The organism is Rhodanobacter denitrificans (genome assembly GCF_003335105.1).
In the GTDB taxonomy this organism is placed as follows: domain Bacteria; phylum Pseudomonadota; class Gammaproteobacteria; order Xanthomonadales; family Rhodanobacteraceae; genus Rhodanobacter; species Rhodanobacter denitrificans_A.
Genome location: NZ_QFWQ01000005.1, coordinates 464,171 through 485,495, shown reverse-complemented (window position 1 = coordinate 485,495; position 21,325 = coordinate 464,171). Strand labels below are relative to the sequence as shown.

21 protein-coding genes and 3 pseudogenes are annotated in these 21,325 nt (G+C 60.4%); 10 read left to right on the top strand and 14 right to left on the bottom strand.

The annotated features are described in order from the left end of the window. Positions 1-5: 5 nt before the first annotated feature. The 3 genes and pseudogenes from DEO45_RS09485 to merR form a co-directional block, all read right to left on the bottom strand. A pseudogene (locus tag DEO45_RS09485) lies at positions 6-3,088 on the bottom strand (Tn3 family transposase). Positions 3,089-3,119: 31 nt separating this feature from the next. Further along, positions 3,120-4,067 (bottom strand): annotated as a pseudogene (locus DEO45_RS09480) (site-specific integrase); the annotation flags it as partial. 1 nt (position 4,068) lies between these two features. Then, positions 4,069-4,476 carry an Hg(II)-responsive transcriptional regulator gene (gene merR, locus DEO45_RS09475; RefSeq protein WP_108473240.1) on the bottom strand — a complete coding sequence of 136 codons (408 nt, stop codon included), beginning with the start codon at positions 4,474-4,476 and terminating at the stop codon, positions 4,069-4,071. A gap of 65 nt (positions 4,477-4,541) precedes the next feature. On the opposite strand from merR, the gene DEO45_RS09470 reads away from it, so the two are divergent. The 6 genes from DEO45_RS09470 to DEO45_RS09445 all read left to right on the top strand — a co-directional run bounded on the left by DEO45_RS09470 (position 4,542) and on the right by DEO45_RS09445 (position 9,829). Beyond that, the gene (locus tag DEO45_RS09470; protein WP_223250837.1) at positions 4,542-5,153 is read left to right on the top strand and encodes a hypothetical protein; all 612 of its coding nucleotides are present in this window, start codon (positions 4,542-4,544) and stop codon (positions 5,151-5,153) included. Positions 5,154-5,231: 78 nt separating this feature from the next. Further along, positions 5,232-5,594, top strand: coding sequence for a mercuric ion transporter MerT (merT, locus tag DEO45_RS09465; protein WP_108473238.1), 363 nt, complete (start codon positions 5,232-5,234; stop codon positions 5,592-5,594). A 19-nt stretch (positions 5,595-5,613) separates the two neighbouring features. Beyond that, positions 5,614-5,892, top strand: a complete 279-nt coding sequence (merP, locus tag DEO45_RS09460) for a mercury resistance system periplasmic binding protein MerP (RefSeq protein WP_108473237.1) — start codon at positions 5,614-5,616, stop codon at positions 5,890-5,892. A gap of 19 nt (positions 5,893-5,911) precedes the next feature. Beyond that, on the top strand, positions 5,912-6,340 hold the full coding sequence (merC, locus tag DEO45_RS09455) for an organomercurial transporter MerC (RefSeq protein WP_114342868.1): 429 nt from the start codon (positions 5,912-5,914) through the stop codon (positions 6,338-6,340). Between the two features lie 298 nt (positions 6,341-6,638). Then, positions 6,639-8,360 carry a mercury(II) reductase gene (gene merA / locus DEO45_RS09450; RefSeq protein WP_114342866.1) on the top strand — a complete coding sequence of 574 codons (1,722 nt, stop codon included), beginning with the start codon at positions 6,639-6,641 and terminating at the stop codon, positions 8,358-8,360. Between the two features lie 122 nt (positions 8,361-8,482). Further along, positions 8,483-9,829 (top strand): dihydrolipoyl dehydrogenase family protein, encoded by a 1,347-nt coding sequence (locus DEO45_RS09445; RefSeq protein WP_108473230.1) that lies wholly within the window; start codon positions 8,483-8,485, stop codon positions 9,827-9,829. A gap of 73 nt (positions 9,830-9,902) precedes the next feature. Here DEO45_RS09445 and DEO45_RS09440 read toward each other — a convergent pair whose 3' ends face one another. From DEO45_RS09440 to DEO45_RS09425, 4 genes are all read right to left on the bottom strand, one after another. Beyond that, entirely contained in the window at positions 9,903-10,271 is a 369-nt protein-coding gene (locus DEO45_RS09440) for an ArsR/SmtB family transcription factor (RefSeq protein ID WP_108473236.1), read from the bottom strand. 73 nt (positions 10,272-10,344) lie between these two features. Next, positions 10,345-10,857, bottom strand: coding sequence for an arsenate reductase ArsC (locus tag DEO45_RS09435; RefSeq protein ID WP_108473229.1), 513 nt, complete (start codon positions 10,855-10,857; stop codon positions 10,345-10,347). Between the two features lie 13 nt (positions 10,858-10,870). Next, positions 10,871-11,959, bottom strand: coding sequence for an ACR3 family arsenite efflux transporter (gene arsB, locus DEO45_RS09430; RefSeq protein ID WP_108473228.1), 1,089 nt, complete (start codon positions 11,957-11,959; stop codon positions 10,871-10,873). Then, positions 11,956-12,465, bottom strand: coding sequence for an arsenate reductase ArsC (locus DEO45_RS09425; RefSeq protein ID WP_108473227.1), 510 nt, complete (start codon positions 12,463-12,465; stop codon positions 11,956-11,958). Before DEO45_RS09425 ends, arsB begins: the two co-directional genes overlap by 4 nt. Before the next feature lie 72 nt (positions 12,466-12,537). On the opposite strand from DEO45_RS09425, the gene arsH reads away from it, so the two are divergent. Then, the gene (gene arsH, locus DEO45_RS09420; RefSeq protein WP_189339712.1) at positions 12,538-13,323 is read left to right on the top strand and encodes an arsenical resistance protein ArsH; all 786 of its coding nucleotides are present in this window, start codon (positions 12,538-12,540) and stop codon (positions 13,321-13,323) included. A gap of 20 nt (positions 13,324-13,343) precedes the next feature. Beyond that, a complete protein-coding gene (gene arsC, locus DEO45_RS09415; RefSeq protein ID WP_108473226.1) occupies positions 13,344-13,748 on the top strand; it encodes an arsenate reductase (glutaredoxin) in 405 nt (134 codons plus the stop codon). 180 nt (positions 13,749-13,928) lie between these two features. Here the strand turns inward: arsC and DEO45_RS09410 are convergent, their stop codons facing one another. The 5 genes from DEO45_RS09410 to DEO45_RS09390 all read right to left on the bottom strand — a co-directional run bounded on the left by DEO45_RS09410 (position 13,929) and on the right by DEO45_RS09390 (position 16,985). After that, a complete protein-coding gene (locus DEO45_RS09410) occupies positions 13,929-15,155 on the bottom strand; it encodes an MFS transporter (RefSeq protein WP_108473225.1) in 1,227 nt (408 codons plus the stop codon). An 86-nt stretch (positions 15,156-15,241) separates the two neighbouring features. After that, positions 15,242-15,937, bottom strand: coding sequence for a cytochrome c biogenesis CcdA family protein (locus tag DEO45_RS09405; protein WP_199909891.1), 696 nt, complete (start codon positions 15,935-15,937; stop codon positions 15,242-15,244). Position 15,938: 1 nt separating this feature from the next. Further along, on the bottom strand, positions 15,939-16,199 hold the full coding sequence (locus DEO45_RS09400; protein WP_108473223.1) for a thioredoxin family protein: 261 nt from the start codon (positions 16,197-16,199) through the stop codon (positions 15,939-15,941). A 4-nt stretch (positions 16,200-16,203) separates the two neighbouring features. Continuing rightward, positions 16,204-16,623 (bottom strand): heavy metal-responsive transcriptional regulator, encoded by a 420-nt coding sequence (locus DEO45_RS09395; protein WP_108473222.1) that lies wholly within the window; start codon positions 16,621-16,623, stop codon positions 16,204-16,206. Positions 16,624-16,718: 95 nt separating this feature from the next. Then, on the bottom strand, positions 16,719-16,985 hold the full coding sequence (locus DEO45_RS09390; protein ID WP_108473221.1) for a thioredoxin family protein: 267 nt from the start codon (positions 16,983-16,985) through the stop codon (positions 16,719-16,721). 434 nt (positions 16,986-17,419) lie between these two features. On the opposite strand from DEO45_RS09390, the gene DEO45_RS09385 reads away from it, so the two are divergent. Both DEO45_RS09385 and DEO45_RS16695 read left to right on the top strand, forming a co-directional pair. Continuing rightward, positions 17,420-18,469: a DNA-binding protein gene (locus DEO45_RS09385; protein WP_108473220.1), complete on the top strand. Its 1,050-nt coding sequence runs from the start codon at positions 17,420-17,422 to the stop codon at positions 18,467-18,469. Positions 18,470-18,556: 87 nt separating this feature from the next. Then, positions 18,557-18,895 (top strand): annotated as a pseudogene (locus DEO45_RS16695) (integrase); the annotation flags it as partial. A 154-nt stretch (positions 18,896-19,049) separates the two neighbouring features. On the opposite strand, the gene DEO45_RS09375 reads toward DEO45_RS16695, so the two are convergent. Together DEO45_RS09375 and DEO45_RS09370 are read right to left on the bottom strand one after the other, a co-directional pair. Continuing rightward, positions 19,050-19,727, bottom strand: a complete 678-nt coding sequence (locus DEO45_RS09375; protein WP_223250836.1) for a PEP-CTERM sorting domain-containing protein — start codon at positions 19,725-19,727, stop codon at positions 19,050-19,052. Between the two features lie 295 nt (positions 19,728-20,022). Beyond that, positions 20,023-20,904 (bottom strand): ThiF family adenylyltransferase, encoded by an 882-nt coding sequence (locus DEO45_RS09370; protein ID WP_223250835.1) that lies wholly within the window; start codon positions 20,902-20,904, stop codon positions 20,023-20,025. Between the last annotated feature and the right edge of the window lie 421 nt (positions 20,905-21,325).

The window sequence follows — 21,325 nt, the reverse complement described above, 5'->3', positions numbered from 1 at the left end:
CAATTCTAGCCTATTCCGGGATCATGAGGTCATCTATCGACTGGTTCCAGTTGACCAAGTCCACCAAGCGCGCGGCTAACGCATCGAGGTCAACCCTCGTCTCGCCAGGACTGAACTCGAAGGTGCCGAACAAATTGATGTTCTGCCAAGCCACCGGTGACATGCCTCTGAGTATTTCGATGGCGGCCTCGTCTCCCGCAGCGAGCTTTTGGTCATAAATGCGAGACAGCAAGGCAGTGTTGTAGTAAATGATCGCGTTGGCTATCAGGCGCGAGCAGTCGTTCCAGATCTGCTGCTCTGCTTCGGTTTGCACGCGAAATTTCCCGCTGTTGACGTAGGCGATCGCGCGGCGGAAGCGATGGTAGGCCTCCCCTCGATTGAGAGCCTTCTGCACGCTCTGACGCAAGCCGACATCGTCGATGAAATCGAGGATGTAGAGCGTCCGGTAGATGTTGTCCAGTTCCCACAGGGCCTTCTTGGTCTGGTTCTGCCGGGCGTAGCTGCTCAGCTTTCGGATGATCGTGGCCTGGGTCACATCCTTCTGACCCAACGAGGCCATGATGCGTTGGATGTTCGGCCATTCGGCCACGATCAGGGCTTCCTTGACCTTGCGCGACGGCTTGATGAGAAATTTGTCGTACTGATTCGGCGACTTAAAGCTGACCAGGGAATCGACTTTGCGACGCAGGTCGCGGTAGCGCGGCGCGAAACGGTAGCCGTACGCATGCAGCGCCCAGAAGTTGACCTGATTGGTGCCGTGAGTATCGGTCGAATGCTGTTCGGGCTTGATCTCGGAGGTATTGTTGAACAACAGGTCGAACACGTAATGACTCTCGTGCTCGTGGGCACCGATGACCTGCCCGTTGATCGGTACATGGTTGGCCACCACCGTGCAAACACTGACACCTTTTTTCATGCCGAAGTACTTCGGTGAGTGCCGCGCGTTGATCGTGTCGATCTGGGTTTCGATCCTCTGACCGTCGCTGCTCGAATGCAAATGGTTGCCAATATTGAAAAGATGGAACGCCGACAACTGTGCTGTGGCATTGCTGATGGCGTCGTTGGCGCCGCGTATGGTTTCCTGCCGCAGGAAGCTGCGGGCGGTGGCCAACAAGGAGGCGTGGCTGAGACCGGAGACTTCGGCCATCTTCCACAATCCCATGTTGGTACCCATGGCGACGATGCAGGCGAGAATCTCGCGGGGGTCTGGTGGCTGTTTGACGTAGCGTTCCAGCACATGCGTGAACGCTCCCAGAAACCCCGTGTTCCCGGCTACAAACCACAACAGATCGGCAATGCCAATGCCCGGAATTTGCGCATAGAACGGGCTATTGAGGGACTCGTCCAGAGCAGGATAGATCAGATTCCAGCGTCGTTTGTCGCCCTTGCCGCGCACCGTGATGTGTGCGTTGTCGCCATCGGCGATGTGGGCGTTCACCGTTTGAAACTTCGCGTCCAGCTGAGTGCGTAGCGCGGCCAAGGTGTCCTCAATAGGAGCCTGCAGGATCGGGGCATCCAGGTCGCGCAGTACCGCCTCTTTGTCGACCCAGCGCTCATCACTGATCAGATCATCCTCGAAGCGCCGGTATTCGTTGCTGTCCTTGACGAATACATCACCGGCCTCCATCGCGTCGCACAACAAGCGATAGACTAGAAATTCGTACCGATCGACGTCGAGCCGCTTGGCTCGCCCTTTCTCTTCGGCAGTGGTGAACAGATAGCCACGCAACCGCTTGGGGATGAGGTCGACCGGAAACGTGGTCGGGTCGATCTGTCGTGGGGTATGTCCCAGCCGCAGATGGCCTTGCAGGAAGTCGACGGCCGCCATGAGTGGCGCATGCTCGACCCGGCCAGCGAAATCCAGATCGGTGAATAGGTGACGCAGGTTTCGCTTGAAGGTCGCAGAGAGCGTGGTGTAGTACGCCCACTGGAAACCGACCTTGTCGAAGGCGATGTTGCGCATGTAGTCGGCCACCAGCGGAATGCGTTCGGGACCGAGGTAGCTAAACGCTTTGGCTTTCACCGTCGCGAACGCAGCATCGTCAGGAATGGTGTCGTCGACAAACAGGTGAAGTACCTCACCGGCGGCCTGCAGATGCTCACTCGCGTCGGTCAGTGCTTGCCGCATCGCCTCTTCACTGGCCAGCTTGGCTTGTTTGCCGTAACCCTCCACGCGAACCATGAACGCTTCGATCAAATGGTCGTTGATCTGCCGATAGCGATGGTAGGCGAAACACAGCAGGTATAGCCGTGTGGTTGCCGGCGCCATGCGCTGCAACTTGTAGACGGTGTAGTACATCACCAGGGAAGCGAAATATTTGCCACTTTCCTGCGAGATACCTGCCGCTGCCAAAAATTGCTGCGCGAACGCATGCAGCGGTTGGAAGAGCTGGCGTCGTTCAACTTCTTGCTTCAGCGCCTTGTAACTGAAATCGTTCGGCTCGTGTTTGAGCGTGCTGATTCGATACATGGATTCATCGGCTTGCAGCAAGGCGTCGAGCTGGCTGCGCATGTCGGGCGTCAGCGCCTGTTCCAGCAAACCCGCCAACCGCGTGCGCTCGTTGGTGACCACCAAACCGATGATGTCTTGGAACGTGCTGTACGCTGGTGTGACGAGGCGCTCTCGCTCCACGTAATGGAGCGCTTCGCGCAGCAGGTAGCGCGGTTGAGTCGAGCGCATGGCGATATGCTGGATGCGCTCAACCAGTGCTGCCCGTGCGGAACGATTCCACGGGCGAACATCGAGTAGCTGCAGAACGAGCTTCTGCAGGGCAGCACGCGTCGGTTGCGTGGGGGACCGAATGGCCTTCCAGGGAATATCCGGGAAATGCCGCGCGAGGATGTGATTCACATCCTCGCGAACGGCTTCCGGTTCGACGTCGAAGAACTGCCGCTTGGCTTTGAAATAACCCAGCTGCAGCACCAGATACACGCCAGTCGTCCCCCGACGCGCTGCTACCGCCGCGTGCTCGTCGGCACTCAGGTCGAAGTACAGCAACCGTTCGTCTTCTGTGAAACGTGGCAAGCCGTACAGGTCATCGATTTCTTCGCCGGTGAGGATGGCCAGGCGGTGTGGGTTAGCCGTCATCGTGCCCCACGTGCAAGGTAGCCCCATCGGCTAATCCGCGTTCGATGCGAGCTTGCGCAAACGGGTCGTTTCCATCGAGGTAGCGCATGGCCGAATGCACGTCTTTCCAGCCGACGTATTCCATCAACGCTTTCACATCCCAGCCGTTGGTGTTGGCCCAGCCGGCGAAGCCCCGGCGCAGCGAGTGACCGCTGTAGAGATCCGGGGTGGACAGGCCGGCCAGGGTGAACAAGCGGCGCAATAGGGGAATGATGCTATTGGCGTGCAGCGGGCGCTCCGGCACGTGCCCCCAACGATCGACCTGGCGAAATAACGGTCCATGGGTAAGCTGCGCGGCGGCGATCCACTCCATCGTGGCCGTGACTGGGCACCAGCGCGACAGCGCCGGAACGCGAAACATGGTGCCCGCGTGCTGGCGATCGCCCTTCGTGCGTGGAAGGAAGCAGGTCATCCCCTGACCCGGCACGAGCTGAAGATGCTCGACCTGCAGGCCAATCAGCTCGTCGCTGCGAAAGCCTCGCCAGAAGCCGAGCAGAATCAGGGCGCGGTCGCGCCGATAGCGAAGAGCTGCGATTCCATCGCTCCGTTCAAGCGCACCTTCGATGACTAGGTCGAGCCAATCGACAACCTTGGCCAGTTGGGTCAGTTGCAACGGCTCGGCCCGCTTTTCCATCGCTGGATGCAGGGCCTGGATTCCCTTGAGCACCTGTTTGACGACGGGTGCGCCGGTCGGATCGACAAAGCCCTGCGCCGTGTGCCATTGCGCAAGCGCAGCGAGGCGCTGTTTGAGCGTATTGATCGACAGCGTGCCGGCATAGGCGGCCAGATAGCGCGCCACGCTGTCAGCCGTGGCCGGCAAGTGACCACCCCAGGTAATTTCGAAATGACGCACCGCCGACGCATAGCTGCGCCGGGTATTGGCGCGCGTGGCGGCGGCGAGGTACCGATCGATCGACGGAGGTGGCGGAGAAGCACTCATCTCAGCCACTGTGCAGTGAGGCAATCAGGGGACAGGCAATCGTGCCGCGATGCGAATCGCACTGAGCCACCAGACGGGACAGGACCGTCTCCATGCGCTTGAGGTCTTTCAGGCGCGCGCGCACGTCGACCAGATGCCGCGCGGCGAACTCCGCCGCCTCGCTGCAATGGGTGCCATCCTCCAACGTGAGCAGCTGCGCGATTTCGTCGAGGCTGAAACCCAGCCGCTGGGCTGATTTGATGAATTTCACCCGAGCGATATCCACACCACCGTAGCGACGAATGCTGCCATACGGTTTATCCGGTTCCGGGAGCAGGCCCTTGCGTTGGTAGAATCGAATGGTTTCCAGGTTGACCCCGGCGGCTTTGGCAAATGCGCCAATGGTCACTTGCTCCGAATGGCTTCCCATACCGGTTGACTCCGTATATGACTACGGAAGTAGCTTACGCCCGGTTCATCCCTTTGGAGAAGCCCATGGCCGTTGGTCTCTACGCTGTACCGCTGGTGTGCGAGGCGGTGCCGCAGATCGGTTGCGGGTGTCTCGCCAAACCCGTACTGACCCAATTGGGCGATCACCCCGATATTGCACGGGCCTGGTTGCACCATCACGGCGGCGTGATCGCGATCGAGTGGTTGCGTGAGCTTGAGGTCGGTCGGCAGGTCGGCCTCCTGCGTGCTGCCCTCGGCGGCGACAGCAAGGTTGCGTTGGTGGCTGACCCCTCGGCGGCGACGTTGCTTGCCACTTTTCCGAATCCTTCGTACTGGTACCAGCGCGAGACGGTCGATCAGCTCAGTCAGGAAGAGGCGCACACCATCGCTGCCCGTCTCCTCCAGCGGCTGTCGCACGCACGCGTTCCGCTGCCCGATGGGGCTGCGCTGCAATGCGATCTCGCGTGTGCGCTGCAAGAGGTTCTTGTATCGGACGAGACCATGACCATTGAAGGCCGGCTTGCCCGGCTGCTTGTGGTGGCGGGAAACACATTCCAGCACCATCTTGGACCGAATGCGCTGCCGCAGCTCGATGCGTGGTTGACGCCCGCAGCGCTCTTGCCGGCGGCGCAGGTTGACGTATCCCGAGGCCCCTGACATCCACACGCTTGACTCTGTACCTATGTACGTGAATACAGTGCACGTGTCGATTCTTCAGCCATCGGTACCGCATCCATGGAAAACACCCAAGACTCCAAGAAGGCCGGTTCTGGCGCGCTTCTGGCCGGCGGGATCGCCGCGCTCCTAGCGTCGACCTGCTGCCTCGGCCCACTGGTGCTGATCACCCTCGGGTTCAGTGGCGCCTGGATCGGCAACCTGACGGCGCTCGAACCGTACCGGCCGCTCTTTATCGGTGCGGCGCTGATCGCGATGGTCTTCGCCTGGCGTCGCATCTACCGGCCCGCCACGGCCTGCGCGCCCGGTGACGTCTGCGCCGTGCCGCACGTCAAGACGGCCTACAAAGTGTTGTTCTGGATCGTCGCAGCCTTGGTGTTACTGGCACTGACCTTTCCCTATCTCGCCCCGTTGTTTTACTGACCCGCTGGAGGATCCATCCATGAACAAACTCATCGCCCTCATCGCCCTTGCCACCGCCTTCACTGCACCTGCCTGGGCGGCCACGAAGACCGCCACCCTGTCGGTGTCCGGTATGACGTGTGCCGCGTGTCCCATCACCGTCAAGAAAGCGCTGTCCAAGGTTCCCGGTGTCGAAAAGACCGAGATCCTGTTCGACAAGAAGGAAGCCGTCGTGACCTTCGATGATGCCAAGACCAGTACCCAGGCACTCGTCAGTGCCACGACCGATGCGGGCTACCCCGCCACCGTCAAGAACTGAAGCTTTCGAGGTTATTCCTATGCCCATCCGTAATCCTCTGACGCGCACGGCCGACAAAGCCGGCGTGATCGGTGCCATCGTCACGGCGATGGGCTGCGCGGCGTGCTTTCCCGCCCTCGCCAGCCTGGGTGCCGCCATCGGGCTGGGCTTTTTGAGCCAGTACGAGGGCGTGTTCATCCGTTACCTGCTGCCACTGTTCGCCGTCATCGCCTTGCTGGCCAACCTGATCGGCGGACTTCGTCATCGGCAGTGGCCGCGGATGGTCCTTGGCATGATTGGTCCCGTCCTGGTGCTGGCGGCCGCCTTGCTCATGAGCACCATGGGGATGCCCACGGCGTGGTTGCTCTATCCCGGTCTGGTGTTGATGGTCGTGGTATCGATCTGGGATTTGGTATCCCCGCCGGGAAAAGTTCACGGCGGAGCGAACCAAGGCCCGACCTGTTGTTGAGTGGTCGGTACGTCTCCCGCTAACCGTGATCCTGGATCGCGGCCAGCGAATAGCCAGTGATCAGCGATCCACGGCATAGCGTCGGAGAAAGAAAACATGAAAGCGTGGCTGATGGCCAAGAAAACCGACCTCATCACAGCGGCGATCGTCATCGGCATCGTGCTTCTGTTGATCGTCGTGGTGCCCTATTGCTGCTGATCGGGGCAGTGTCGTGACCGTATGTCTTGCGGCGCGACTTTACGGTGTGCGCTCTGCTCGAAACCCTAGCGACGGCATGTCCTCATTTGTCAGGAACATCATGAACGAACAAACCCTCTCCGTGACCGGCATGACGTGCGCGGATTGTGCTCGGCATGTCGAAAAAGCGCTCAAGACGCTCACTGACATCGTCGCGGTTGACGTCGCCTACCCACAAAGCGTGGCGCACATCCGCAGCATCCAGCCCTTGAGTCTGGATCAACTCAACGCGACCTTGCCGAAAAACTACCGTGTCGCCGCAGCTCCGTCATCGCACGCCGACACACCCGCGGCCAAGCCGTCCAGGCTCAACCAGGCGCTGGACTCGTTGGGCGGTCTGTTCAAGCCCCGCGGCGATGTCGGCACCAAGCCCACCAATGCAGAGCTGCGTCTGCGTGTCGCTGTCATCGGCACCGGCGGCGCCGCCATGGCTTCGGCACTGAAGGCCGCGGAACTCGGCGCTCACGTGACGATCATCGAGCGCGGCACCATCGGCGGCACCTGCGTCAATGTCGGTTGCGTGCCCTCAAAGATCATGATCCGTGCCGCGCACGTGGCGCACCTGCGCCGGACCAGTCCGTTCGATGACGGCATCTCCAGTACGGCGCCGGTGGTTCGGCGTGACCGACTGCTCGCCCAACAGCAAGGTCGTGTCGACGAACTGCGTCACGCCAAGTACGAGGGCATTCTCGACACCAGCCCCAACATTAAGCTGCTGCGTGGCGAAGCGCGTTTCAAGAACGCACACACTCTGGTCGTCAAGTCGACGGCGGGGGATGAATCGGAGGTGTCCTTCGATCGCTGCCTGATCGCCACCGGTGCCAGCGCGGCGGTTCCGCCCATCCCGGGCTTGAAGGAAACGCCCTACTGGACGTCCACCCAGGCACTGGTGAGCGGCGCCATTCCGCCACGGCTTGCCGTCATCGGCTCGTCGGTGGTTGCGGTGGAACTGGCGCAGGCGTTTGCTCGGCTGGGCAGCCACGTGACGATCCTGGCGCGCAGCACGCTGTTTTTTCGTGAAGATCCGGCCATTGGTGAGGCCATCACGACTGCGTTCCGCGCCGAAGGCATCGAGGTCTTGGAGCACACGCAAGCGAGCCGGGTCGCCTATGCGAACGGGGAATTCGTGCTCACCACCGGGTATGGCGAAGTGCGTACCGATCAACTGCTCGTCGCTACCGGCCGCACTGCCAATACGCGCGGCCTCGCGCTGGAGACGGCGGGCATTACGGTCAATGCACAGAACGCCATCGTGATCGACCGCGGGATGCGCACCCATGTGTCGCACATCTACGCCGCTGGCGATTGCACCGACCAGCCGCAGTTCGTCTACGTGGCGGCGGCCGCCGGCACGCGCGCGGCCATCAATATGACCGGTGGTGAAGCGACCCTGGATCTCACGACCATGCCGGCGGTGGTGTTCACCGAGCCCCAAGTGGCGACCGTGGGCTACAGCGAAGCGGAGGCGCACCTGAAAGGCATCGAGACCGATAGCCGCACGCTTGCGCTGGATAACGTGCCGCGGGCGCTGGTCAACTTCGACACCCACGGGTTTATCAAACTGGTCGCCGAGGCCGGCAGCGGCCGGCTCATTGGTGTGCAGGCGGTCACGCCCGAAGCGGGCGAGATCATCCAAGCCGCCGCACTGGCCATCCGGGCACGCATGACGGTGCAGGAGCTCGCCGACCAGTTGTTCCCGTACCTGACGATGGTCGAGGGCCTGAAGCTGGCGGCGCAAACCTTCACCAAGGATGTGAAGCAACTTTCGTGTTGCGCGGGATAAAAGCGAGGCGCCCATCGATGTCGAAATCTCGATCATTGGCGCTGGGAATAAGATTGAATTGAAATGGCCTTCACGCGTTCCCAGCAACGATTTGCTTACCGTTAATTAACTGGAGAAGCGCCATGGCCACGCCATACGATCTTGTGGTGATTGGGACCGGAACAGCCGCCATGGTGGCTGCGATGAAGACACGCGCCGCCGGCTGGCACGTTGCGGTCATTGATTGCCGTCCCTTCGGTGGCACCTGTGCGTTGCGTGGTTGTGATCCCAAAAAGACGCTCATCGGCGGTGTGGAGGCCATCGATCACATCCGTCGGATGCATGGCAAGGGCGTGGCCGGAAACGTCACGATCGATTGGCCCGACTTGATGGCGTTCAAGCGTAGCTTCACCGATCCTGTGCCAGCGAACCATGAGCAGCGCTATCGCGAAAAAGGCATCGATACCTACCATGGGCGAGCCCGTTTCACGGGGCCCAACACCATCAAGGTCAATGATGACCTCCTCAACGCCAAACACGTACTGATTGCCTCGGGTGCAGAACCCATCAAACTGCATATACCCGGCGAGGAGCATCTGGTCACCAACGAGGACTTCCTGGCGTTGCCGGCCCTACCACGACGCATCGTGCTCGTCGGGGGCGGCTACATCGCTGCCGAGTTCTCGCATATCGCTGCTCGCGCCGGTGCGCAAGTGACCATTCTTCAGCATGGCGCGCGCCTGTTGAATGGCTTTGACCCCGACCTCGTCGGCTGGCTCATGCCGGCGTTCGGCACCCTCGGCGTGGATGTCCAACTGGAGACCACGGTCACCGCGATCGAAAAAACAGCCGCCGGCTACCGCGTGCGTTCAACTTCCCATGGTGAGACAACAACGATCGATGCCGATCTCGTCGTCCACGCCGCCGGGCGAGCGCCTGCACTGGCGTCACTTGACCTCGAAGCGGCGGGAATCGCCAATGATCACGGCCGTCTGATTCTCAACGAGTACCTGCAGAGCGTTTCCAATCCTGCCGTTTTCGCGGCGGGGGACGCCGCCCAAGTAGGGCCGCCGTTGACGCCCGTGTCGAGCCACGACGCCCATGTGGTGGCCGCGAATCTCCTCAAAGGCAATCATCGGCAACCTGATTATCGAGGCGTGCCGAGCGTCGTCTTCACGATCCCGCCCATGGCGACCGTAGGGCTGAGCGAAGCCAAAGCCCGCGAACAAGGGCTGAAGTTCAAGATGAAATCGCAAAAGGCCTCAGACTGGTTCACGGCACGCCAAGCGGCCGAGCCCGTCTACGGATACAAGGTGTTGGTCGACGAGGCCAGCGATCGCATTTTGGGCGCCCATCTCGTGGGTCCGCATGCCGAAGAAGTCATCAATCTCTTCGCACTCGCGATCCGCCACGATCTCACCGCTGCGGACCTGAAGGGCACGATATTCGCCTACCCAACCGGCGCCTCCGACATTGGCTACATAGTCTGAGCGCACGTCTCGATCACTTTCGTGTTGGCGTTGCTGACCGATTGATCTGGTGGCGATATGCGAGACGTTTGTGCTATGAAGCCCGGAATTTACGCTTTGGTTTGGTAGCGGCAACCGTTGGCTTGCATGAGGTCGTGGCGACTGCGCAGTTGCCGTCGGACTGACTGCAGCAATGGTCGGTCAGGTAGCCGATTAGATCGTTCATCGCCTCGATCACCGGCGCGTAGTAAATGAAACGGCCACTTTGTTGGCTGGTCACGAGGCCGGCGTGCGACAGCTCCTTCAGATGAAAGGAAAGCGTGGCGTTGGGCAAACCCAACTTTTCAGCAATCACACTGGCGGCGAGACCGTCCGGCGCGTGCTCTATCAGCAGCCGATAGACCGCTAACCGCGACTCTTGAGCAAGCGCCGAAAGGATCGTGAGGACTTGTTTGGTCTGCATGGCGCGGGTGGCAGTCTCAGCACCGTGTGAGGTGATCTTCGCGGTCAGTGTAATGCTTGCGCTCATCACGGGATCAGCCGGCCGTGTCGTTGCTGGGCACTTTTCCCATCGCATCGAGCCGACTTGATAGCGCGAGCCGATCCAGGGCCGCCACGTTCAGATTGAGCAACAGGCTGATTCGTTGTTGGAGAAGATTTCTGGCCAGCACGAAGGCTTTATAAACGGTGGCCTCATCGCCTTGTGCCTTGGCCGGATCGGGGATGCTCCAGTGTGCGGTGATGGGCGCACCCGGCCACGCGGGGCAAACCTCGCCAGCTACCTGGTCACACACGGTGATTACGAAATCCATCACGGGGGCATCCGGTGTCGTGAACTCCGCCCAGCTCTTGCTGCGCAGCCCGTCGATCGGGAGATCGACAGCCTTGAGCACGTCCAGCGTCTGTGGGTAGATGAAGCCTTTGGGCTGGCTTCCGGCGCTGTAGCCATGAAAGCGATCGCGGCCAAAGTGGTGAACCGTCGCTTCGGCCAGAATGCTGCGCGCCGAATTGCCGGTGCAAACGAACAACACGTTGTAGTGACCTTGCATGACGATGCTCCGATCAAGTCTGTGGCGCTTCGTACCAGCGCTTACTGCCGTTGACGATCCGAACTACCGACAACATCACCGGTACTTCGATCAATACGCCGACCACGGTGGCCAGCGCGGCGCCGGAGTGCACACCGAACAGACCCACCGCAGTGGCGACGGCCAGCTCGAAGAAGTTGCTGGCACCGATCAGCGCCGAGGGGCCAGCCACGCAATGGGGCACGCCGAACCGACGGTTGAGCACATAGGCCAGTCCGGAGTTGAAATACACCTGGATCAGGATCGGCACGGCCAGCATCGCGATCACCGCCGGCTGGGCGAGGATCTGTTGGCCCTGGAAACCGAACAGCAGCACGAGGGTCGCCAGCAGTGCGAACAGGGATACCGGTCCCAGGCGATGAAGCAGTTTCTGTAGCTGCGGCTCGCCGCCTTGTGAAAGCACCCAGCGGCGCAGCACCACGCTGATGGCCACCGGCACCACGATGTAGAGCAGCACCGACAACAGCAGCGTGTTCCATGGCACCGTGATTGAAGATATGCCCAGCAGCAGCGCCACGATGGGCGCGAACGCCACCACCATGATGGTGTCGTTCAAGGCGACCTGGCTCAGCGTGAAGTTCGGCTCGCCGTGGCAAAGGTTGCTCCAGACGAACACCATCGCCGTGCATGGTGCAGCGGCCAGCAGGATCAGCCCGGCAATGTAGGAGTCGAGCTGAGCGGCAGGAAGGTAGCCGGCGAAGACGTGGCGGATGAAAATCCATCCCAGCAGCGCCATCGAGAACGGTTTGACGGCCCAGTTGATGAAGAGTGTGACACCGATGCCTTTCCACTGGCGGCGCACGCCACCGAGCGCGCCGAAGTCGATCTTCAGCAACATCGGGATGATCATCAGCCAGATGAGGACCGCCACCGGCAGATTGACCTGGGCGACCTGCATGCCTCCCAAGGTTTCAAAGGTGCCCGGCAGCCAATGCCCCAGGACCGTGCCCGCCACGATGCACAGCAAGACCCAGACCGTGAGGTAACGCTCGAAGAAGCCGATGCGATTGCCACTGGCCGTATCCAGATCGGCGTCGACCACTTCAGCAGACAGCTGGTTCATGCGTGTTCCTCTTCAGCGTCGGTGAGGGTGCCGATGTGATCCAGCGCCTGCTTCAACTCGTCCCGACTCATCGTTTCCACCGGCAGGTTCACCAACGCGGTGACTCGATAAAGCACGAGCGTATGGGCTAGCCGGAAGGCCTCGATCGCAGCACCGGCACCTTGGGCGGCCGCCGGATCGGGCTGACCCCAATGGGCCTTCACGAAATCGCCGAACAGCACCGGGCACGTCTCATTCGCGGCGTTGTCGCAGACGGTGATCACGATATCCAGCGGCGGCGCACCTTCCCCCGTAAAGCGATCCCAGGACTTGCTGCTGAGACCTTCGGTGGGAATACCAAGAGCCTTGAGCTCTTCGATCGCATAGGGATTGACGCGGCCCGTCGGCTGACTGCCGGCGCTGAAGGCTTCAAAGCGGCCTTTGCCCAGATGATTGAGGGTCGCTTCGGACAGGATGCTGCGGGCGGAATTGCCCGTGCAGATGAATAAAACGCGACACGGATGCATGGAGGTCTCGGCTTGGATTCTATATTTCCATAATGATAGAATCATTGAATCAAAGCAACAGGAACCGTTTCCATGACGATGCTGGATCTGCCCCACATTGCTGCCGATGTGCTGGATACCCCGACCTTGGCCAAACTGGCGTTGCCGGCGGACTCCAGCCACCCGCCGCGCATCCTGATCCTATACGGCTCGCTGCGACCTCAGTCGTTCAGCCGGAAGCTGGCCCTGGAAGCGGAGCGCATCCTGCGGCAGTTCGGCGCCGAGACGCGGGTGTTCGACCCGCACGAGCTGCCGATCCTGGACAGCGTGCCGGCCAATCATCCCAAGGTGCAGGAATTGCGTGCGCTGTCGCTGTGGTCCGAAGGCCAAGTCTGGGTCAGCCCGGAACGCCACGGCTCAGTGACCGGTGTCTTCAAGAATCAGATCGACTGGCTGCCGCTGGAAGACGGTAGCGTGCGCCCGACGCAGGGACGCACCCTCGCCGTGATGCAGGTCAGTGGCGGATCGCAATCCTTCAACGTCGTCAATGCATTGCGCGTACTCGGCCGCTGGATGCGCATGGTGGTCATCCCGAATCAATCGTCGGTCGCCAAAGCTTGGCAGGAATTCGACGACACCGGTCGGATGAAACCCTCCCCGTTCTACGATCGTGTTGTGGACGTCATGGAAGAGCTGTTCAAGTTCACCCTGATGGTGCGCGATCGCAGCGACTACCTGGTCGACCGCTACAGCGAGCGCAAGGGTGCGGCCGAGGCGCACGCCTTGTTGGTGGCCGCCGGCGCGATCGAAGTGGCTATGCCGGCTCCGGTTGTGGTGGAATCGGCCAAGACCAGCTGCTGTACCAGTGGAGCCTGCTGACGATGAGAACTGCGACACCGATGAGCGCCACGATCTATCACAACCCCGACTGCGGCACCTCGCGCAACACCTTGGCTCTGATCCGCCATGCCGGCATCGAGCCCACCGTGATCGAGTATCTCAAGTCGCCGCCGAGCCGCGAGCAACTGATCAAGCTCATTGACGAAGCCATGCTCAAGCCGCGTGAGGCCTTGCGTGAAAAGGGAACGCCCTTCGCCGAGCTGGGATTGGGCGAGGCCGGCATCACCGATGACGTCATCCTCGATGCCATGTTGAAGCATCCGATCCTGATCAACCGCCCCTTTGTGGTGACCGCTCTGGGCGCGCGGCTGTGTCGTCCCTCGGAAGTCGTGCTCGACATCCTTCCGCCGATCACGCAACCGTTTACCAAGGAGGACGGTGAGGTTGTGGTCAGCCAGTCGTAGTCGGAGCGGTAGCATGGGTCATCTTGAATTCCAGTATCAGTATGACGAGCTCGGATACTGCTTCGATCAAGGCGTGACGCAACAGCTTCGATTCAGCTGGATGGGCGGACACGGCACCGCTACCGTCTTCGGCGACGACGGCGCTGCTCGACCGCCTGAACCAGAACACGTGAGCTGCATTCAGTGTATGCCCTCCGCCTTCGTGTTGGCCTCTTCCGGCGCGCTACTGAGCGGAATCTCGGAGCGGAACCACCTGATGGACAGTGCGGTTGCCAGCGCTTGAACAGCAACGAAGACACTAAGCGCCACCCCGAACCCCAATCGAAGTGCTTCCCCAAACAGAAGGCTCCCTAGACCGAATCCGGCGAACAGGGCGAAGACGTTCAAGCCCATCGCCTGTCCTGGGCGCTTTCCTCCGAGCACGGTGACGATGCCCGCGAAGAGCGGCTGTGTCATGTCGTAGCCCAGAGAAAGGACGGTCACGGCCAGAATCGCGAAGATCAGGGGGCCATTCAAAATCAGGGCAGCGGCGCCCAGTGCGCCGAGTCCCAGTCCGATGGGTAAAAGTCGGGCGCGCCCCCAGCGATCGGCGGCCCTCCCAATCAGTGGACCAAACAGGAAGCCGGGAACCCCATAACCGAGCAGCGCCACGCCAATCCCTACTGGGCCGAGGCCGTAACGCTGCTCGAAATAGACGCCGAGCCACGTGAAGACGCCCGAGTGAAATATCGAATTGACGAAGACATAGCCATAGGTTCGCTGTCCTCGCGGTGTGCCGAGGAGATTGCGATATCCCCGAAATAGCTCTCGCAGCGTTCCGGGAACAGGTTTTTTCGTCGACGCAATGAGCGCGCGGTGCGGCAAGAGCACCAGAAGCACACCGACGGCTGCTAAAGAGACCAGAAGAAAGAGGCCACGCCAACCGATGATTGGTTCCAGCACGGCACCGAAGGTCGAGCCGAAAGCCATGCCGCCGGCCATCGCCCCAAACAGCCAGCCGAGCGGGCGTCCGCGCTGCTCGTACGGAAACAGGCTGCTGATGAGTACCAAGGCGAGTGGCACGACGCCACTGGCACCCAGACCGGTCAGTATCCGCCCCAGCGTCAACTGCCCGATCGATTGCGCTGCCGCCGTGATTGCTGTGAGCACCGCAAAGATGACAAGTGAGGTCAACATGAGGCGCTGAATGCCGACACGATCGGCAAGGAGGCCGAAAGCCAGCGTCGCCAAACCGTAGGGGATCAGGTACGCCGGAACAATCAAACCCACCGTTTGGACGGATGTTCCAAAGCTCGCCGATAGCACCGGAATGATCGGCGCCACCATGTAAGCCTGAAAAAAGATGATAAAGGTCGCCAACGCGAGCGCCTTGAGCAGGCGTTCGCGTTCATCGGTTGTGGTCAGCATCAGGTTTCGCCTATGTGTGTAATGAAACTCATGCGGGATGGACTCCCTGCAGAGCTCTACGGGTAGCTGGTGCGCTTGACGTAGATTCAGCTCGCCAATCCCGGTACCCAGAAAAAGTACGCATTGAGCATGTACAGCCCTGCAGCGACGAGGGTCATCGCACCGATAATCTCGAAGACCCGACGGTAGGCCGAGACGAAACGGAGATTCTCCAGCCATCCCAGTGACCACGCACCCACCGCCAGCGGTACAGCGCGCCCCAACGCGAATGCCAGCAAAAGCAATACGCCAAGCCAAGGCGAACCCAAGCTGGCGACTACACCGAGCAGCACGGCCAACGCTGGCGTGCAGATCGGACAGATCGCGATGGAAAAAGGGATGCCCAGCAGGAACGCGCCGAAGGAACTGTTCGGACGCTTCACTTTGAAGGCGAACGCTGGCAGCGGAATGCGCATCCATCCCGGCCACATCAACCCGAGCACGATGAGCACAGGCCCCATCAGCACGCCCCACTTGCGATCCAACAGCTTCTGCACGCCCAGGCCGCCGAATCCGGCGACGAGGCCGAGCGCAACATGGATCACGATCATGCCGAGAATGAACATGCCAGCGAAGACAAACGCCTGCCGACTCGTGCGAGCTTTGGTCACATAGGCCAGCGAGACCGGGATGGCAGCCATCGCCACCGGATTGAAACTGAAAACCAGACCGGCAAGAAAACTGGCCATGACGGCCGCCGGACCGGCATGTGCAACGGCATGGCGAAGTGAGTCGATATCCACGTCAGTTCACAGCCTTGCAGCGTTTGGAAAGCGCTGCACAGAGTTGCCGTTTGGTGGGTAACGAAGTGAAGACCAGCACGCCGTCGATGGCCACCGCAGGCAGCGTCAGAACACCTAATTGCACGGCGTAGTCCAGTTCATCGAGAACATTGAGTTCTCGCCAATCCAAGTCCGCGACGATCTCAAACGCAGTGGTCTTGAGGCCATCGCGCGCCTGGGCACAGCGGACGCAGCCGGGCGAGTAGAAAAGTTCAAGCTTCATGCCGTCATCCGCCAACCGGCGCAGCGTTGGGTTTTTCCAACGCCGCGAGGATCGGGCACTCGACGACGGGATGACGTTCCTGGTTGCAATCATGGATCAGTACGTCGAGTGCTTTCGACATCGATTTCATGACGCGAATCTTGCCTTCGATCTGCAACTTTTTTTCGATGGCGAGTCGACGTACGTCCCCACAGCACGCGGCCTGCTCGACGCGCAACGCCAGCAGCTCGCGAATTTCGGCCAGCGTAAAACCGCACTGCTGCGCTTGCCTAATGAAGCCGACGCGTTGCACTGACTCCGGCCGGTAGAGCCGATAGCCGGCGTCGCTCTTCGCGTCCGGTACGATCAGTCCTTCCTGCTCGTAATAGCGCAGGGCTTCGGTACTGATGGAGGCGAGGCCGGCCAGTTTGCCGATCGTGAACATGATGATCTCGATGGTGTGTTGGATGATTCGAAGAAAGTAAGTGATGGCCGGCCGAAGAGCTCTTTTGGGCGACTCCGTGGCCGGTCATCCACCCGTTACGCGGACCGACCCAGACCTGCAACGCGCAGGATCGCCTCGTCGATCCCACGTCCTTCACAGCAGGCGGCGAGCTTCCCATCAATGACGACGGCGGGCACCGATCGAATACCCAGTGTCTTCGCCCGTTTGGCAGCGTTGATGTCCTTCATGTCGTGCACGGTGACCTCGCAGGACGAGCAGGCCACACGCTCGACCAGCGCCACCGCCTCGTCGCACACGGCACAGCCGGCACTGAATACTTCCACTTTGCGTTTCGTGTTCATGATTTGCTCCTCAATGACAAGCGCCCTCGACTCTCTCGGCGCGACAGCGGGGCGAACCACCGTCGTGCCACATCGCGATAGTCACAGGCTAAACCTTGAAGGTAACTCCAAAGTCAAGAGGTTCGATTTGATCTTTGGGGAGGGGTACCACTTTGCCCCTTTGCTATCGAGCGTTTGTATCGTTCGGCACCAGCCGCCGCCGCATCACTTCACGGCACTTAGCAATGATCCATTTCTTGCCGCCGGCCCGGATGCGGACGAAATCAGGTCATACGTATTGTCTGACGGGTGCGGGCTATGGTTTACGGGACTCAGGCGGGATAATCAAACATTATCCCGCCTGATAAATAGCACCTTTTCTTAGCGTTTTTCGCTGTTGAGTGGTATGTAATTACATGGTATGTAATGCATTACGAAATCCATCGGAGAACGGCATGGCGCGTGGCGGCTTGTACAAGACCGAGGTCCAGAAGGCGCGAGCCAGTCTGCTGGCGCAGGGAAAGCATCCTTCGATAGATGCGCTACGGGTGGCGTTGGGCAATACCGGCTCCAAGACCACCATCCACCGCTACCTGAAGGAGCTGGAAGCCGAGGACGGACCACGCGTCGGCGCGACGGTGGCGATCAGCGATGCCTTGCAGGATCTGGTTGGCCGGCTGGCTGAACGCCTGCACGAGGAGGCCGAAGTCCGGATCACCGCAGCACAGGAGCGTTTCACTGCCGAACGCCAAACACTAACGGCGACCATCGAGCAGCACCGTCAAGAGACCACGGCGCTCAGTACGCAGCTGCAGCGCACCGATATCGCTCTGCACGACGAAAAAGCTGCCCACGAGCAGGCCCAGCAGGGGCTTCGCGATCGCGCGTTGCTCGTCCAACAGCTGGAGGAGCGGGTCGCGGGCATGACCGCTCGATTGACTGAGCACGAAACGCACATTCAGTCGCTGGAGGACAAACACCAACATGCCCGCGATGCCTTGGAGCACTATCGGACGGCCGTCAAGGAACAGCGCGACCAAGAGCAGCGCCGGCACGAACACCAGGTGCAGGGACTGCAGGTCGAGCTGCGACAAGCCAACGACACCATCACGAGCAAGAATCACGAACTACTGCAGCTCAACCGCGAAAATGCTCGGATGACCGAGCATATCAATCAGCTCGACAAGGAGTTCCGCCAGTTCCGCACCGAGCATCAGAAACTGCAGTACGCCTACGACGCGAATCTGCCGCTGGCCAAGGAGCATCCGACCTTGCAGATCCGGTTGGCCCAGGCCGAACAAGGGCAGGTGCAACTGCAAACCCAGCTCGCGGCGGCCGAAACTCAACTGACTACCGAACGGGACCACCGGCGAGAGGCAGAGGCCCAGCGCGCCGCCAGCCAAGGTCGGCTGGACGTACTGGAAGAAACATTTGCTCAACTGCGCACCGTCAGTACCTCTGGCGCCCATGAGGCTGAAGCGGTACCTCGTGGGAATCCGGCGTGAGCGAACATCCGACGCCCTAGTCACGACGAAGATAGCTAATTGTTATATAAGAGATTTTTGCGCTTATTTTATACTATCGGGGGATGGGCACAAATAGCCAATCTGCGCAAGACGGGCGACGAGGGTTATATCTACCGGCTGGAGTATTCGAAGACGCAGCAAGCGAAGGTGAAAGCGGATTCGACGCCGGACAAACCGATCCTGGGCCATGGCGCTCTGGCGCTGTCAGCGTGGCTCGAGGTGGCAAGGATCCACGAGGGTGATTTTTCGGATGATCTGGATGGATCGGGTGGGCCCTGTCCTCCTCCCCGGCTTAATGGCGGCGATCGTCAAACGACGGGCCGTATTGGCGGGATTGGAGGGGGACTTTGGGGTACGCAGCGTCGGGTGGGCTTTGTCACCGAGGTGGGCAAGCAAACTACTCCCCGCATCTCTCCCGTCAGGGCACCATGGTGGCGACCTGACTTAAACCAGACAGTCTCCGCGAAACCGGGAGCGGTTCACTTCGATCAATCGATCTCAGCGCAGCAATAAAAAAGCCCCCCGTCGCCGGAGGTTACTTGTCGAAGAATTGCTGGCCTTAGAACGAACTTGAATTAGTGGCCTCGCTGCGGGAGCGCCGACGCAAACCCACAAATAATCCGATTAGGAGTGTGCCGAGCCCGAACATGCCGAGCACCGACGGTTCCGGTACGTTGGTAGGCGCATCGGTTCCAGTGATCCAGCCACTGGCGCCGGATTTACCAATGTTCTGAACATGTGCAACCGACCGCCAGCTCTCGGCCTTGGGATCGGGATTGGCAATGAACGGTGAACCTGTCAGACCACTGTTGAAGGTGATGTCGTAGGCCGCCGTATTACCGCTTACGAACCGATCTCCAGCCAGCCACTCAAAGGCCAGATTCCAGTTCTTTCCGAGCGGGCCAGCGTTGTAACTGCCACCCGAAAACGTGTTGTCGGCGCAGTTTCCCCCGGTGCATGTAATGCTCGAAGTTCCGGTATTCAGGAAAAATCCCCAGCCAATATTGGGGCCGCCGACAAAGTCGGAGCCATTTAGATGGGAGGTCAACACCAGCGTACCGGTGTGAGCGCCCGTGTTGGAGGTGAAAGTGGCGGTCAGCCACGGCGCACTCCCGCTCGGTGATGTGCCGGTGAAAACTGTACCCAGCTCTATGGTCGTCGAGATTGGCGTGGCGTAAGTCAGCGGGCTTGTGACTGCTACCAGACCGAACAACAGGATGGGGATGATCTTCTTCACGTGACTGACTCCGCGCTTGAAATTGGGAAACTGGCAGGATGCTCTCTGCCAATAAATCAAGCACTCTCCGTGCCAAATCATATATGACTGATTCAAATGCACTATTTGCTTTTTATGTGCCGGAATAAAGCTCAAAAGCGTAAGATTTTCCGACACTGCCGAATCGTGGAAACGCCGATTTGGGACCAACCGGCAACGTCACATTTCCCGCATCCCGGGTGCTAGGAACAACCCGTTGGGCTTACACAGCTAGACGTCCCCTTCCCTTCCCTTCGCTTGTCTGTGCGTGCAGTGCTTACCGGCGCATGAAACGGCGACGCGCCAGGGAAAGAAGCAGTCGTTGCAGTGGATTGTTGTTGCCCCCCGGCCGCCACGTGCGTACGAGCTTGTTGCGGTAGGCGTCGAAGTGCAGGCCGTGAGGTGCCGCGATCAACTCGCCCCGGCCAAGCAGGATCTTCAACGCCTGTGTGCCGGCTATTCCGGCGCAGATTTCACACGCCATGGGCGTCGACGGTCCCCGCTGATGGACCAGGTCCACCGCGGAGGGATCGACCAGATAGCCTTGATGCAGCACGGCGGGTGCCAGTCCCACCATAAAGCGCAGCAACTGCTCGTTCGGCGTGCTGCCTTCCAGTCGAAAATACTCTTCGAATGTCATGTGGCCCGGCAGGAACGCCAGCACCGCGGCACCCATGCCCAACGGCGCCGCGGTAATCGCCGGGATACCGCGTTCGGCGCACAGGGCGAATAGCCGGGCGCGGATATCAAGTACAAAAAAGTCCAGCCCGTCGACGTACAGGTCGACCCCCGACAGAAATTGTTCCATGTTGTCAAGAGTGACGCCGCCGGGAAATTTGTTGATGTCCAGATCCGGATTGATGTCCCGCGCCATCCGTGCCATGACGTCGACCTTGGGCTGGTCGATGGTCGACTGGAACGCCCCGGCCTGTCGATTGAAATTTTCCGTGCCAAAACGGTCGAGATCCGCCAGGTTGAACGACTGGATGCCGAGTCGGGTCAGGGTCAACAGATGGCTGCCACCCACACCGCCGAGTCCAGCAATCGCCACTCGCTTGGAGCGCAGCTTCGCCTGCTCGGTCGCGGTTATCCAGCCGATCGTCCGGCTGAATGCCGTTGCGTAGTCGAACGGCTCAGGCGTGACCGGTGCATCAGACATCATGGACATCCGCCCTCGGCATTATTGCGTAAAGCTGCTGCCAAGCCGGTACGGCAATACCGGCTGGCGGCGCTACACATTCCCGCCATTGCGCCCCAGGGGTCGCGATTGATCGGGTGCATGCATGGTGGATACATGGATGGAAAATCTGTGGGTATGCGACGTAAAGCTTGCGCAGACCTGGCGGCTCATCATCGACGGGACTGCTCCCGAGGCTGGCGCAGAGGAAACTGCCCATCGGCTTGAAGCCATCGACGAGAGATGGGTCGCGCAAGATGGTCTGGCGTTGTGCGGAAACATTGCCGGCACTGGACCTTGGGCCAGGTTCGGACGACCGATGCAGCCACTTCCGCTGTGGTGTCGCTTGCCTGTTCCGAACCGTGCCTTGATGTGTCACGACCTCGGATAGGAGCCGCATGTG

What these genes read in the sequence shown, in the direction of transcription:
- merR (WP_108473240.1), bottom strand. Translation starts at nt 4,476, where the DNA reads ATGGGAAGCCATTCGGAGCAAGTGACCATTGGCGCATTTGCCAAAGCC.
- DEO45_RS09470 (WP_223250837.1), top strand. Translation starts at nt 4,542, where the DNA reads ATGGCCGTTGGTCTCTACGCTGTACCGCTGGTGTGCGAGGCGGTGCCG.
- merT (WP_108473238.1), top strand. Translation starts at nt 5,232, where the DNA reads ATGGAAAACACCCAAGACTCCAAGAAGGCCGGTTCTGGCGCGCTTCTG.
- merP (WP_108473237.1), top strand. Translation starts at nt 5,614, where the DNA reads ATGAACAAACTCATCGCCCTCATCGCCCTTGCCACCGCCTTCACTGCA.
- merC (WP_114342868.1), top strand. Translation starts at nt 5,912, where the DNA reads ATGCCCATCCGTAATCCTCTGACGCGCACGGCCGACAAAGCCGGCGTG.
- merA (WP_114342866.1), top strand. Translation starts at nt 6,639, where the DNA reads ATGAACGAACAAACCCTCTCCGTGACCGGCATGACGTGCGCGGATTGT.
- DEO45_RS09445 (WP_108473230.1), top strand. Translation starts at nt 8,483, where the DNA reads ATGGCCACGCCATACGATCTTGTGGTGATTGGGACCGGAACAGCCGCC.
- DEO45_RS09440 (WP_108473236.1), bottom strand. Translation starts at nt 10,271, where the DNA reads ATGCAGACCAAACAAGTCCTCACGATCCTTTCGGCGCTTGCTCAAGAG.
- DEO45_RS09435 (WP_108473229.1), bottom strand. Translation starts at nt 10,857, where the DNA reads ATGCAAGGTCACTACAACGTGTTGTTCGTTTGCACCGGCAATTCGGCG.
- arsB (WP_108473228.1), bottom strand. Translation starts at nt 11,959, where the DNA reads ATGAACCAGCTGTCTGCTGAAGTGGTCGACGCCGATCTGGATACGGCC.
- DEO45_RS09425 (WP_108473227.1), bottom strand. Translation starts at nt 12,465, where the DNA reads ATGCATCCGTGTCGCGTTTTATTCATCTGCACGGGCAATTCCGCCCGC.
- arsH (WP_189339712.1), top strand. Translation starts at nt 12,538, where the DNA reads ATGACGATGCTGGATCTGCCCCACATTGCTGCCGATGTGCTGGATACC.
- arsC (WP_108473226.1), top strand. Translation starts at nt 13,344, where the DNA reads ATGAGCGCCACGATCTATCACAACCCCGACTGCGGCACCTCGCGCAAC.
- DEO45_RS09410 (WP_108473225.1), bottom strand. Translation starts at nt 15,155, where the DNA reads ATGCTGACCACAACCGATGAACGCGAACGCCTGCTCAAGGCGCTCGCG.
- DEO45_RS09400 (WP_108473223.1), bottom strand. Translation starts at nt 16,199, where the DNA reads ATGAAGCTTGAACTTTTCTACTCGCCCGGCTGCGTCCGCTGTGCCCAG.
- DEO45_RS09395 (WP_108473222.1), bottom strand. Translation starts at nt 16,623, where the DNA reads ATGTTCACGATCGGCAAACTGGCCGGCCTCGCCTCCATCAGTACCGAA.
- DEO45_RS09390 (WP_108473221.1), bottom strand. Translation starts at nt 16,985, where the DNA reads ATGAACACGAAACGCAAAGTGGAAGTATTCAGTGCCGGCTGTGCCGTG.
- DEO45_RS09385 (WP_108473220.1), top strand. Translation starts at nt 17,420, where the DNA reads ATGGCGCGTGGCGGCTTGTACAAGACCGAGGTCCAGAAGGCGCGAGCC.
- DEO45_RS09370 (WP_223250835.1), bottom strand. Translation starts at nt 20,904, where the DNA reads ATGTCTGATGCACCGGTCACGCCTGAGCCGTTCGACTACGCAACGGCA.